The organism is Variovorax sp. Soil_C_39 (genome assembly GCF_057656815.1).
In genome coordinates, this window is the sequence record NZ_JBDGJQ010000017.1 from 22,376 (window position 1) to 35,792 (window position 13,417).

The 13,417-nt window shown below is 68.8% G+C and carries 11 protein-coding genes; 5 read left to right on the forward strand and 6 right to left on the reverse strand.

All coding sequences use genetic code 11. From position 1 onward, the window contains the following. Position 1: 1 nt before the first annotated feature. Together AC3A6J_RS26200 and AC3A6J_RS26205 are read right to left on the reverse strand one after the other, a co-directional pair. Positions 2–1,255, reverse strand: a complete 1,254-nt coding sequence (locus tag AC3A6J_RS26200) for an ABC transporter substrate-binding protein (protein WP_487862937.1) — start codon at positions 1,253–1,255, stop codon at positions 2–4. Between the two features lie 16 nt (positions 1,256–1,271). Beyond that, positions 1,272–2,519, reverse strand: a complete 1,248-nt coding sequence (locus AC3A6J_RS26205) for an ABC transporter substrate-binding protein (protein WP_487862938.1) — start codon at positions 2,517–2,519, stop codon at positions 1,272–1,274. A gap of 274 nt (positions 2,520–2,793) precedes the next feature. Here AC3A6J_RS26205 and AC3A6J_RS26210 point away from each other — a divergent pair, with 274 nt between their 5' ends. Further along, positions 2,794–4,953 (forward strand): tetratricopeptide repeat protein, encoded by a 2,160-nt coding sequence (locus AC3A6J_RS26210; protein ID WP_487862939.1) that lies wholly within the window; start codon positions 2,794–2,796, stop codon positions 4,951–4,953. On the opposite strand, the gene AC3A6J_RS26215 is transcribed toward AC3A6J_RS26210, so the two are convergent. From AC3A6J_RS26215 to AC3A6J_RS26230, 4 genes are all read right to left on the reverse strand, one after another. Further along, positions 4,940–5,950, reverse strand: a complete 1,011-nt coding sequence (locus AC3A6J_RS26215) for a Bug family tripartite tricarboxylate transporter substrate binding protein (protein ID WP_487862940.1) — start codon at positions 5,948–5,950, stop codon at positions 4,940–4,942. The two genes, AC3A6J_RS26210 and AC3A6J_RS26215, sit on opposite strands and share 14 nt — an antisense overlap. A gap of 20 nt (positions 5,951–5,970) precedes the next feature. After that, a complete protein-coding gene (locus AC3A6J_RS26220; RefSeq protein ID WP_487862941.1) occupies positions 5,971–7,056 on the reverse strand; it encodes an adenosine deaminase family protein in 1,086 nt (361 codons plus the stop codon). 70 nt (positions 7,057–7,126) lie between these two features. Continuing rightward, the gene (locus tag AC3A6J_RS26225) at positions 7,127–8,086 is read right to left on the reverse strand and encodes a LysR family transcriptional regulator (RefSeq protein ID WP_487862942.1); all 960 of its coding nucleotides are present in this window, start codon (positions 8,084–8,086) and stop codon (positions 7,127–7,129) included. 32 nt (positions 8,087–8,118) lie between these two features. Next, entirely contained in the window at positions 8,119–9,024 is a 906-nt protein-coding gene (locus AC3A6J_RS26230) for a LysR family transcriptional regulator (RefSeq protein WP_487862943.1), read from the reverse strand. A gap of 136 nt (positions 9,025–9,160) precedes the next feature. On the opposite strand from AC3A6J_RS26230, the gene AC3A6J_RS26235 reads away from it, so the two are divergent. From AC3A6J_RS26235 to AC3A6J_RS26250, 4 genes are all read left to right on the forward strand, one after another. Further along, entirely contained in the window at positions 9,161–10,234 is a 1,074-nt protein-coding gene (locus AC3A6J_RS26235; RefSeq protein WP_487862944.1) for a phosphotransferase, read from the forward strand. 17 nt (positions 10,235–10,251) lie between these two features. Next, positions 10,252–10,953, forward strand: a complete 702-nt coding sequence (locus AC3A6J_RS26240) for a hypothetical protein (protein ID WP_487862945.1) — start codon at positions 10,252–10,254, stop codon at positions 10,951–10,953. Between the two features lie 72 nt (positions 10,954–11,025). After that, complete coding sequence (locus AC3A6J_RS26245) at positions 11,026–12,399, forward strand: HipA domain-containing protein (protein ID WP_487862946.1); 1,374 nt, start codon at positions 11,026–11,028, stop codon at positions 12,397–12,399. A gap of 9 nt (positions 12,400–12,408) precedes the next feature. Next, positions 12,409–13,413, forward strand: a complete 1,005-nt coding sequence (locus AC3A6J_RS26250; protein ID WP_487862947.1) for a metal-dependent hydrolase — start codon at positions 12,409–12,411, stop codon at positions 13,411–13,413. Positions 13,414–13,417 lie beyond the last annotated feature (4 nt).

Genomic DNA, 13,417 nt, shown 5'->3' on the forward strand with positions numbered 1-13,417 from the left:
CTCAGCCCTCGTACTTCTTGCCGGGCGACGGCGGCTCGACGATCTCGTTCTCGTCCAGGCGGTACACCTGCTCCAGGCCGTAGCCGGGCGCCGCATCACGCGCGCCGATCTTGGCGAAGTAGAACGAGCCGATGCCCTGGTGGTCTTCCTTGCGCACGCGGTAGGGGCCGGCCGCCGTGTCGAACTGCAGGCCCTCGAGCGCTGCGATCACCGCGTCGGTCTCGGTCGACCCGGCCTTCTTCACCGCGTGGAAGATGCCGAGCGCCGAGCGGTGGGAGGCCTGCACGATGCCCGGCACCCAGGGCGTGCCCGCCACCTTCAGGATGTACTCGGAGAGTTGCCTGCTGACCGGGAACTCGCTCTTGAACGGCTCCAGTTCGGGCGCCCAGAAGGTCACGCCCCAGAGGTTCTTCGGCGTCGACTTCTGCATCGCCTTGGCGATCATCAGCTCGGTGCCGGCCTCGCCGATGACCTTGAACTTGCGGTCGAGCCCCACCGCGCGGCCCTGCTGCAGCAGGCTCACGCAGGGCGCGGCCGTGAGCCCGATGAACAGGCCCTCGGCGCCCGAGTTCATCAGGTTGTTGATCTCGATCTTGTAGTCGGACTTGTTGAGGCTCGCGAACACCGGCTCGGCCACCTTGACCGGGCGCCCGGCCTTGGCTGCGGCCGCCATCGCGCCGGCCTTGAAGTAGCGCGCCACGTCGCGGCCGTTCTCGCTGTCGGGCGCGATCACGGCCCAGGTCTTCACATCGGCGAAGCGCGTGGTCATCAGGTTGCCGATGCCGCCGTAGAGCATCAGCGCATTCGACGACAGCCGGAAGAAGTTGCGGCTGAAGTTCTCGTGCGTGACCGACATCACCGTGGGCGCCGGCGCCACCACCATGCTCTTGAGCTCGGCCAGGATCGGCGCGATCGCCAGCGCCATCGGCGACTGACCCGCACCGATCGACAGGTTGACACCCTCGCCCGCAAGCTCGCGTGCGGCGTTGACCGCGCCCGCGCTCGTGAACTTGTCGTCGCGCACCACGATCTCGATCTGGCGGCCGAGCAGCCCGCCGCTCTCGTTCCATTGCATCTGCGCCGCCTTGATGCCGTGCAGCCAGGCGGTGCCGGCCTCGGCGCCGATGCCGCTCATCGGCAGCATCGCACCGACGCGGATGGGCGCGCCCTGTGCGCGCAGCGGCCGCGCGCCGGCGGCGCCCAGCACGGCGGCCGCGCTCGCGGCCTGGAGAAGGGTTCTGCGTGGAATGGTCATGGTGATGCTCGGGTCCTCACAGCGCAATGGCTTTGCCCGGCGTCGGCGGCTCCGCCACGTCGGCCTCGTTGTAGGCCATGGCATCGACGATGCCGTAGCCCGGATCGGCGTCGCGCGCGCCCACCTTGGCGATGTAGGCCGTTCCCAGGCCCTGGTGGTCTTCCTTGCGCACGTGGTAGCTGCCCACCGCGGTGTCGAAGGTCAGGCCTTCGAGCGCGGCAATGACCGCATCGGTCTCTGTGTTGCCCGCTTTCTGCACCGCGTTGAACAGCGCGAGCGCGCAGCGGTGGCTCGACTGCACGATGCTTGGCGGGTTCCTGTCGCCGGTGAGCTTCACGTAGCCGTCGTAGAGCGGCGTGCTCAGCGGGTTGCGCTTGCCGGCCTCGGTGCCCGGCACCCAGTAGCTGATGCTCCAGAGGTTGGCCGGCGTCGACTTCTGCATCGCCTTGGCGATCATCAGTTCGGTGCCTGCATCGCCGATCACCTTGAACTTCTTGTCCATGCCCACCGAGCGCCCCTGCTGCAGCAGGCTGATGCAGGGCGCGGCCGTGAGGCCGACGAACAGGCCTTGCGACGGCGCGTTCATGAGGCTGTTGATCTCGACCTTGTAGTCGGCCTTGTTGAGGCTCGCGAACACCGGCTCGAGCACTTTCACCTGGCGCCCTGCCTTGGCGGCCGCGCGCTGCACGCCGAGCGTGAAGAAGCGCGCCATGTCCCGGCCGTTCTCGCTGTCGGGCACGATGCACGACCAGGTCTTCACTTCCGCGAAGCGCTCGGTCAGCATGTTGCCGATGCCGGCGAACGCGATGTAGGCGTTCCACGAGAGGCGGAAGAAGTTGCGCTGGAAGCTCTCGTGCGTGAGCGACATCACCGTGGGGCACGGCGCGACCATCATCGCCTTGAGCTCGGGCAGGATCGGCGCGGTGGCCAGCGCCATCGGCGACTGCGAGCCGCCGATCAGCAGGTTGACGCCGCTGCCGGCCAGCTCGCGCGCCGCGGCCACGGCGCCGGCGCTGGTGAACTTGTCGTCGCGCACCACCAGCTCCACCGGCCGCTTGAGCACGCCGCCCGTCGCGTTCCACTGCTCGGCCGCTACCTTGGCCCCGGCGAGCCAGGCCGCGCCGGCCTCGGCGCCGATGCCGCTCATCGGCAGCATCACGCCGATGCGCACCGGCCCGGCCTGCGCACGCGCCAGCCGCGAAACAGGCCCGCCGAGCACAGCCGCTGCGGCGGCCGTGGCCTGGATGAATCGACGCCTTTGCATAGTCATCTTCGTCTCCTGAGTCACGCGCCGGGCCGATCGGTTGGGATCGGCTCAAGGCGGTATTTGTTATAACAGATGACAGATTACGACTGAGCGAAGGAAGATGCACTGGCGTAAACCCGGATGAGGCGCAGGAGGTACCGAACAGCGCTGCGGTTGCCAGAACCCGAAACCATTTGTATCCTCCCGGCCGAGGAACAAGGGTCCGGCTCGCGCTTCGCGGTTTCGAAGAGGTCGACGCAGGCGCGACGCGCCCTTCGTCCGCAACACGTCAATGCCGCAATCCACGCACCAGAAAATCGTCCTGGCCGATCGCTACTTCCGAGCTGGACAGATCCGGCTTTGCGAGGATCTGCTGCGTCAGGTCATCAGGCGGAGCAAGGCGGTCTCGAAGGCCTACGAGCTGCTGGCCTACATCTGCGGCAACCGCGGCCAACTGGAGGAATGCGAAGAACTCCTGCTCGAGGCATCGCGCTTGCCGGGATGTTCGCCAGAGGCGCTCTTCTATCTCGGAAAGGTGCAGTTGCAGCGCGGCCAGGTGCGTGGTGCCTTGAAGTCGTTCCGGCGTGCCATTGCGTGGGGCGACTTCTTCGAGGCATGGCACGAAACGGGCGTCGCCTACGGCGCGCTCGGCGACCATGAGCGGGCGCTGGCTGCCTTCGGCCGCGCGCAGGACATCGACGGCGACTCCCCCGTGCTCCACGCCAACATCGCGCGCACGCTGGTCGAGCTGGCCCGCTTCGACGAGGCGCTTCGCCACTGCGACCGCGCACTCGCGGCGGATCCGCAACTGGTGCGCGCGTGGGCGGAGCGCGGGCTCGCACTGGCCGAACTCGGGCACGGGCCGCAGGCGCTGCAAAGCGTCGACCGGGCGCTGGCGCTGGCGCCGCGGGACGGCGGTGCGCTCATGGCCCGCGCCACCGTGCTCGCATGCCTAGGCCGGCATGCCGAAGCGCTCGCCGCGCACGCCGATATCGCGAAGCTTCCGCCCGATACCGGCTACGAGCGCGGCCACTGGCTCTACAACGCGACGTTGATGTGCCGCTGGGCGGCATGGGGCCCGATGGTGGCCGACACGCTCGAGCGCGTGCGTGCCGGCGAGAAGGCCGCCGTTCCCTTCTCGCTGCTTGCGACACCCGCGTGCCCAGCCACGCTGCTGGCGTGCGCGCGCACCTACGCGCAAGACCAGTGCCCCACGCGCGAAGGTGCCGCCCACACCGCGCCACGTGCGTCCAGCCGGAAAAAGCTGCGCGTCGGCTATTTCTCGTCCGACTTCCGCAACCACGCCACCTCGCAGCTGATGGTGCGACTGTTCGAATGCCACGACCGCGAGCGCTTCGAGTGGTTCGGCTTCAGCGTCGGGCCGACAGCGCCGGACCCGATGACGCAGCGGGTCGCGGCCGCATTCGACCGCTTCGTCGAATGCGCCGACCGAAGCGATGCGCAGATCGCGCAACTGGCGCAGACCGAGGGGATCGACATCGCGGTCGACCTCAACGGCTTCACCGAGGGCGCGCGGCCCTGCATCTTTGCGCACCGCGCAGCGCCCGTACAGGTCAACTATCTCGGTTTTCCAGCGTCGATGGGCTGCGACTTCATCGACTACATCGTTGCCGACGCGACGTTGATCCGTCCCGACGAATATGGTCACTACGCGGAGAAGGTGGTGACGCTGCCCGGCTGCTACCAGGCCAACGACCACACCAAGGCGATTGCCGACGCGGCACCGAACCGCGAGGAGATGGGCCTGCCGCCGCAGGGCCTTGTCTTCGCCTGCTTCAACAACATCTACAAGATCACGCCCGACGTCTTCGAAGTCTGGATGCGGCTGCTTCGACGCGTGCCCGGCAGCGTGCTGTGGCTGCTGAGAGGCAGCGATGCCGCAGCAGCCGGCATCGAGGCCGAGGCCGTTGCGCGCGGCGTCGAAGCCAGCCGCATCGTCTGGGCCGAGCGCCTTCCGCTCGCCAAGCATCTTGCGCGCCACGCCCACGCCGACCTGTTTCTGGACACCTTCCACTACAACGCGCACACCACCTGCAGCGATGCGCTGTGGGCCGGCCTTCCGGTGCTGACGCTTGCTGGCCGCACCTTCGCATCCCGGGTGGCGGCGAGCCTGCTGAATACCATGGGCCTTCCTGAACTCGTGACGCGCAGCGTGAGCGCCTACGAGGCGGCAGCGCTGTCCCTCGCAAGCTCACCGGAGACGCTCGCCGGGCTGCGCCGGCGTCTCTCTTGCGGCCGCACCGAGACGCCGCTGTTCGATACGCCGCTGTTCGCAAGGCGAATCGAAGCCGCCTTCGCGGCGATGGGCGAACGCCATCGGCTCGGCTTGCCACCGGACCACATCCAGCTTGCAGCCGGATCACATGCTGATCCGGCCAGCGAAAAGCCCTGTTCTCACGGCCCTGTGCGCGCCTGCGCTACTCGGCCCTGATCTGCCCCTTGGCAACGACCGCACCGAACTTGGCCTGTTCTTGCTGCAGAAAGCGCGCGAACTCTGCTGGGCCCGACCCGATCACCGCCACGCCGCCCTCCGCGAAGTTCTTGCGCACGCCGGGCTCCTGCAGCACGGCGCGCAATGCATCGTCCAGGCGGTCGACGATGCCGGCGGGCGTTCCCTTCGGCACGAAGATTCCCTGCCACACGGTGACGTTCGCGCCGCGCAGGGCGGAGTCGCTGTCGCCCAGCATCCGCGCTTCGGGCATCGCGGCCGAGGGCTTGTCGTCCATCAGGCCGTAGATTCGCACCTGCCCTGCGCGTGCCTGCTGCATCACCATCGACAGCGGGAGCACAGCCAGGTCGAGCTGGTTGCCGCTGAGGTCCGTGACGATCTGCGGGCCGTTCCGATAAGGCACGTGCACCATGTCCACGGCGGCCATCTGCTTGAGCATCTCGCCACCGAGATGCAACGAGGTGCCGACGCCCGAGGTGGCGTAGCTGTATTTGCCGGGATGGTCCTTCATGTCCTTGAACAGCTCGCCGGCCGTTCTGGCGGGCAATCCCGGCCGGCCGACCAGGGCCAGCGGCTGGGCGCCGAGCAGCGTGACGGGCTGAAGGTCGCGCAGGCCGTCGTAACGTACCGTGGCGGGTGTCACCATCTTTGCGATGACCACGGCACTTTCCACCGACATCAACAGGGTGTAGCCATCCGGCTTGGCGCGCACGACCTTCTCGGTGCCGATGATGCCGCCGGCACCGGTCAGGTTCTCGATGACGACCGGCTGGCCCAGGCGCCTGGACAGTTCGGGCACGATCCAGCGGGCGAGTACATCCACGTTGCCGCCCGCGGAATAGGGTACGACGATGGTCACGGGCTGCGCAGGCCATGCCGGACCCGCCGCCGTTGCACCGGTTGCTGCCAGTGCCGACAGCGTACCCAGCAGACAGGCGCCGAGCCAACCGCGGCGGGAGAGGAAGGTGAGAGTTTTCATGAAGGCTCCTGCGTGATGGGTCATTGAATGGCGGGCGCACCGTCGCCGGGCGCATCGGCGAGCGCGGCGATCTCGCGCTCGAAGCGCTGACGCAGCGTGCGCTTGGCGTCCGCATCCAGCCAGCAGGCATCCACACCTGCCAGGCTGAAGGCGCAGGCCTCGTTCCACGACCAGCCGCAGCCCTCGAGCACCGTGCCGAGGGTGTGGGCCTGGTCGGTGTGGAACATCGCGGGATCGTCGGTGTTGAGGGTCAGCCGGAGGCCGGCCTCCTGCATGGCGCGGATGCTTTGCAAGCGGCGTGCCTGGTTGCGCTTGACGCTCGTGATGCCGCACACGCAGAAGTAAACGCCGTTGTCCTTGGCCCGCTGGACGCCGTCGTCGTCGGCCAGCAGGTTGTAGCCGTGGTCCAGGCGGTCGCAGCCGAGCAGATGCAGGCAGTCGCGCACGTGGAACGGCGGGGCTTCCGCCTGCGTCTGGTTGTCTTCGCACACGTGGGCGGTGCGCCGAAGGCCGGCGCGGCCCGCACGCTGGAAGAGCGGCGCGAACCTGGCCGGTGGGCCCTCCCGCTCGGGCCCGTCGAGGCCGATGCCCACGACCAGCTCGTGCGGCTGGGCAACGATGTCCGAGATGGCTTGCTCGGCACTGTCCATCGGCAGGCCGCGGTCCAGCGACGCGATCAGCAAAGCCGAGCAGCCGAAATCCTGCTCGGCCGCCCGCACCCCCGCCGCGAGGCCGTCGAGCTGCACCCGGTAGGGGACCTGCGTGGGCATGTAGTACTGCGGATTGAAGGACATCTCCACATGCCGCGTGCCCGCGGCAGCGGCGTCCTCGATCGCCTCGTAGGCCATGCGCTCGAAGTCGGCGGCGCTGCGCACGGCGCGCGCGCCCAGCCGCAGCACGTCGATGAAGTCGTAGAAGTCGCGGTAGACGTACAGGCTGTCCACCGGACGCGGAAGGGGCAGCCCGTGGCGTTGCGCCAGCGCGGCCAGGGTGGCGGGCCGCAGGGTCCCTGCGATGTGCAGGTGCAGGTCCACCTTGGGCAGCCGCCCCAGCAACTGCGGCGGGAGGACACTGGACGCGAATGGGTCTGGAGAGGGTTCTTGCATGCAGCGGACCTTATCGGCCGCCATGCACCCGGCCCATGGCTGCTGCGTGGCTTGGGTTATGACAGCCTTGTCATGACCCGGGCCGCTGGGCCAGCACGCGCGCGGCCGACGTCAGCTCGTCGCGCAGCCAGCGCAAGGCGTGGTCCGTGTGGGTGCGCTCGTGCCAGACGAGCCGGTAGCGCATCGGCTTGATGCTGGCGGGAAACGGCACGATGACGAGGCCGCGTTCGCGCGCGAAGTCCTCGGCGAGCAGGCGCCCCGTGGTGAAGACGAGGTCGGTGCGCGCCAGGATGCTCGGTGCGAGGCTCAGGAACTGCGTGTGCACCACGGTGCGCAGCGTCACGCCCAGCTCGGCCATCTGGGCATCGATGATGGTGCCCCGCCCCGGTACGTGCTCGAGCGAGGTCAGGTGGCTGGCGTGCTGGAAGCTCTCCAGCGTCAGGGCACCGGCCTCGGCCATCGGATGGCCCGGGCGCAGCACGCAGACCAGCGGCTCGTCGAGCAGGCTGGTCGCGCGCAGATGTTCCGGCAGTTCCGGCCAGACCGTGATCACCAGGTCCACGTCGCCGTCCGCGAGTTGCCGGTAGTGCTCGAAGCGTGAGCCCAGGCCGCGGATGACCAGGTCGCAATCGGGCGCTTCCCTGCCGATGCGTTCGGCCAGGTGGGCGAAGAAGGCTTTGGGCATGAAGTCGTAGGTCGCGATCCGGAAGCTGCGGCGGAGAGTGCGCAGGGGCCGCGCCACCGCATGGGCGACCAGCAGCGACATGTCCGCCAGGATCCGTTGGGTGGGCGCGACCAGTTCCTGCGCCCGTTCGGTCAGCACCATGCGATTGCCGACCCTGATCAGGAGCGGGTCGCCGATCAGCCGGCGCAGAACGGCAAGGTGGCGGCTCATCGCGGACTGGTCGATGCCGAGCCGGGCCGCCGCCTGGGATACGCCGGACTCGCTGAGCAGCGCATGCAGGGAGCGCAGCAGCGGCTCGTCCAGGCGCCGTGCGCTCTCGCCTTCTGGCTCGGGAGGAAGTGACATCGCGCCAGTGTGCCGCAGACGTGCGCCCGCACTCAGCGCGCGATGCAGCGCAGCATCACCGCGCGCAGCCAGCGGTTGGCCGCATCGTTGTCGGTGCTCGCATGCCAGTACATGTAGGCGTCCATCGACGACAGCGGCACCGGGAAGGCCATCACCTGGTTGCCGAACTGGCGGTTCGCCACGTGCGCATAGCTCTCCGGCATGGTCAGCAGCAGGTCGGTTTCCGACACCGTGCGACAGGCCGCGAAGTAGAACTGACAGCGCAGCGCCACCTGGCGCTGCACGCCCATGCGACGCAGCTCGATGTCCTCGAAACCCGGGCCCTGGCGGCGCGAGGTGACGAGGATGTGGCGCTCGGCCAGGTAGCTGTCGAGCGTGATCGCGCCGTCGGCGATGGCCGGATGCCCCTGGCGCGCCACCACCGCCATGCCGTCGACGGTGATGCGCTTGACCTTCACCGCGTCGGACAGCGGCAGCAGCACATCGACCGCCACGTCGAGCGTGCCGGCCGCGAGCTCGCTTTCCAGGCTGCGGCGGTTGGCGCGCACGCTCGACACGTCCACGCCCGGCGCCTCGATGGCCAGCGCCTTCATGAGCGGCGGCATCACGGTCGACTCCATGAAGTCGCGCAGCCCGACCACGAAGCGCTTCTTCGCCGTGGCGGGCTCGAAGCTCTGCGTGTCGTTGAGCAGCGATCCGATCGACTGCAGCGAGCCGCGCAGCGGGTCGATCAGCCGCTTGGTCAGCGGCGTCGGCACCATGCGGTGGCCCTGGCGCTCGAACAACGGGTCGTTGAACAGGTCGCGCAGGCGCGCCAGCGCATGGCTGATGGCCGGCTGCGTCAGGTGCAGCTTCTCGGCCGCCTTGGTGATGCCGCCTTCGGTGTAGATGGTGTCGAGCACCACGAGCAGGTTGAGGTCGACGCGGGAGATATGCATTTGCCGTATCCAGGTCCATTCGAAGCATTCATTGGCCGCCGCGGCACCCCTGCCCTTAGGCTGTCGCCTGGACGAACGCGCACCATCATGCCGCGAGTCGCCGCGCGCGCGCATTCACCGAGGAGACAGGCACCCCATGACGACGACCAGCGAGCCGTTCGCAGGCACCACCGAAGTGCGTGCCCAGCACCGCTTCGACGAGACCGCGCTGCGGCACTGGTTCGCCGCGCGCGTCGACCCCGGCGCCAATGTGCAGTTGCGCATCTCGCAGTTCAAGGGCGGCCAGTCGAACCCGACCTTCCTGCTCGAAACGCCGAGCCGGCGCTACGTGCTGCGGCGCAAGCCCCCGGGCGTGCTGCTGCCCTCAGCGCATGCGGTGGAGCGCGAGTTCCGCGTGATGCGCGCGCTGGCCGACACGCCGGTGCCCGTGCCGCGCGTGCATGCGCTGTGCGAGGACCCGGCCGTCATCGGCACCGCCTTCTACGTGATGGACCACGTCGACGGCCGCATCCTCTGGGACCCGAAGCTGCCCGAGCTCGCGCCCGCCGAGCGCGCGGCGATCTGCGACGAGATGAACCGGGTGCAGGCCGCGCTGCACGACGTCGACGTGGCGGCGGTCGGCCTGGCCGACTACGGACGTCCCGGCAACTACATCGAGCGCCAGGTCGTGCGCTGGACCAAGCAGTACCGCGCGAGCGAGACCGAGCGCATCGACGCGATGGAGGCGCTGATCGAATGGCTGCCGCGCCACCTGCCGCCCGAGCATCCTGCGCGCATCGTGCATGGCGACTTCCGACTCGACAACCTGGTGTTCGCGCACGATGCGCCGCGCGTCGTCGCGGTGCTCGACTGGGAACTCTCGACGCTCGGCGACCCCATGGCCGACTTCGCCTACCACTGCATGGCCTGGCAGCTGCCGCCGCCGTTCCGCGGCCTCGGTGACCTCGACGCGCAGCAGCTCGCCGCGCGCGGCCTGCCGAGCGAAGACGCCCACGTGGCGCGCTATTGCGAGCGCCGCGGCCTCGCGCCCGTGGCGCCGCAGACCTGGCGCTTCTACACCGCCTTCAACCTGTTCCGCGCCGCCGCCATCGCGCAGGGCATCATGGGCCGCGCACTCGCGGGCAACGCATCGAACGCCCATGCGCTCGACGCCGGACGGCAGGCGCGGCAGCTGGCCGAGCTTGGCTGGCAGCGCGTGGCAACGGGCTGAGCACCCCACCGAACGCGATGATGGCCGCCCTGCCGCTGTTCACGCCCCGCCTGCGCGGCCTGCGCCTGGCTTTCGCCGACAGGGCCGACAGCGCTGCGGCGCTCGCGCTCTTCGAACGCGTGTTCGCACTGTCGCCGGACCACGGCGACGGCACACACGGGCCGCGGCTGCCGTTGGGCGGGCCCTGGCTCGAACTGCGCGATGCGCCCGGCGACGCGCTCGCCCTGCAATGCAGCGATCTCGCCCGCCAGCGCACGCACCTGCAGCGCCTTGGCATCGAGCCGCTCGACGGCGCGGCGCTGGGTGGCACACCGTGCCTGCGGCTCGAAGCCGTGGACACGGGCGCCTGCGGGGTCGACCTTCAGGAAGCACCGCAGCCGATCAAAGACACCGCCCGCGGCCCTGCCCGGCTGTGCGGCCTGACGCTCTCGGTGCGCTCGCCCGAGCGTGTCGCGCTGCATTGGGCGCAGCTGTTCCATGCGCAACCAGCCCGCAACCCGCAGGGGCTGCCCGCCGTCGCGCTCGACGGGATCGAACTGCGCTTCGCGCTCGCGGCCGATGGCCGCACCACGGTGGCCGGCATCGACCTCGGCGTGGACGATCTGGACGGGCTGCTGCGCGAAGCGCCGTCACGCGGCGTCGCGCTGCAGCGAGAGGGGCCGCGCGGCGCCGCGTTCGACGCGCTGGGCATCCGGTTCGTGCTGCGGCCTGGGGCGTAGGCGAACGGGCGCATCGACGCCCCGCCGTATAATTCATCGAACTATTCACGATCTTATTCGATGAACTCTCCAATGAAAGCAAGGAGCCGCGGCGATGGCGAAAGGGAAGCGCTCGTCCGCACCGTGCTTTCACAGGGGCCGCGACCTGTCGATGAATTGCTGACGCTCCTGCAGGTCAGTCAGGCAACTCTCTCACGAACTATTCAGAATTTTGGCAAGGAAGTCCTCCGTTTTCGAGAACCGGGCGTGCGCACACCGCGCTACGCGCTCGTGCGCAACGAACCCGTGGCTTCCCCCCAGCCTGTCTTCCGTGTCGGCGAGGACGGCCGGGTCAGCGAGATCGGCGCTGTCAGCTTTCTCCGCGGCGGCACCTGGGTCGATCTCGGCGGGCCGGACAGCCGCTTCCACGAAGGACTCCCTCCGGCGATGGCCTTCGCCGCGCCGTCGGGCTACCTCGGTGCGCGCATCGCGAAGGTCGTGTCCGCGGAAATCGGTGTTCCGTCGTCGCTGCGCGACTGGTCCGACGATCACCGGGTGAAGTTCCTGTGCGCAGTCGGCTCGGACGTAGCCGGCTCTCTCATGTGGGGCGCCAGCTCGTTCGCCGCCCATATGGCGTCGCGGCAGACCGCGCCGATCGCCAACGTCGACATTCCGAGGGCCTATCTCGACCTGGCGAACGCCACGAGCCAGACGGACGCGGGCAGCAGCGCGGGCGGCGAGCAGCCCAAGTTCACCTGCGAGGCAGAGGGCCGCGGCCATCTCATCGTGAAGTTCGCACGCGTCGGCACGCGGTCCTCGGAAATGCTCGTCCTCGAGGAACTGGCGTTGCGCGCGCTCGCGGCGGCGGGCGTGGATGCAGCGGCGGCGCGCTACTTCGAAAACGACGCCTACGGCTACCTCGAGGTCGAGCGCTTCGACCGCGTGGGACGGTTCGGCCGACGGGGCATGATCTCGGCCGGAGCGATCGACGACGCGTTGTTCGGCATGCGCGACGACTGGCCCTCGTTCGCGCAGCGCTGCGAGGAAGCGGGAATGATCGGGCCCGGCTCGGTGCGGCAAGTCCTCGTGTTGACCGCTTTTTCCGAACTCATCGGGAACGTCGACCGGCACTTCGAGAATCTCTCGCTCATGACCGACGAGCGAGGACGGCCGGTCGACGTGTCTCCGGCCTACGACATGCTCCCCACGATCTACGCGCCCGTGGGCGGTGGCATCGAGCCGCCGTTGCGGCCTGTCGCGCCTTCGTTCCGTTCGCTGGGTGCCAGGCCCGACGTCTGGGCACAGGCCTTCGAGGCAGCACATGCCTTCTGGCTGGCCGCTGCGGGTGACGAAAGACTGTCCAGGCCGATGCGCAGGATCAGTGCGGGCAATGCCAGGCTGGTTGCCGAGGTTGTCGCGCCTTTGCTTCCGGCGCGCGGGGCAGAGAATGGCCAGTCCGTGGGTTAGCCTCGGCCCGTGGACTCCCTTTCTCAATTTGTCTTGGGCGCATCGGTTGGCTTGGCCACCATGGGCCGTCGCACGGCCGCCTGGAAGGCCGCTCTGTGGGGCGGGTTGGCCGGCACCTTGCCGGACCTGGATGTATTGATCGATCAGGGCGATGCCTTGCGCAACATGGTGCTTCACCGTGCCGAGTCGCATTCCCTGTTCTGGTTGACGCTTGCGTCGCCCGTTCTTGCCGCATTGCCGACATGGCTGCACGGCGAGCGAGCCGAAGTCCGGCGTTGGTGGCTCGCGATGTGGCTGGCCCTGGTGACGCATCCCCTGCTGGACGCGATGACCGTTTACGGCACGCAGTTGCTGCTGCCGTTCACCAATCACCCTTTCGGCGTGGGCAGCATTTTCATCATCGACCCGCTCTACACACTGCCTTTGCTCACAGGCGTCGTCATCGGTGTGACGCGCCGCCAAAGGCGGGGCCTGCCGTCGGTGCACGCGGGCCTTGTGCTGTCGACTGCCTACCTGGCGTGGAGTGCGGCTGCGCAATGGCACGTGCGCACCACGGCGCAGGCGTCGCTCGCGGGGGCGGTCCCGCCAGCGGCAATACTGGTGACGCCAACACCCTTCAATACCTTGCTGTGGCGCATCGTGGCCATGCGGCCGGACGGGAACTACGACGAGGGCTTCCGCTCGCTATTGGACGGCGACCGCCCGATTCAATGGACGCGTTTCGCTGCGCCACCGGTGTCGGGGTCCGTGAGCACGCTGCCGCCTGTGCAGCGGCTTGCGGCGTTCTCGCACGGCTTCTACAAGGTGCATGCACGCGGCGGGCGGGCATGGGTCACGGACTTGCGCATGGGTCAGGAGCCGAACTACAGCTTTTCATTCGTCGTCGCAGAGGCGCAAGGCGGGGCGTGGCGTCCCGTGGTCCCGCGCAACGAGGGTTCGCGTGGGGACGTGCGGCGGGGGCTGGCGTGGGTCTGGGAGCGAATCTGGAGTTCGAACGTCGCAGCGCCAAGGTGACGCG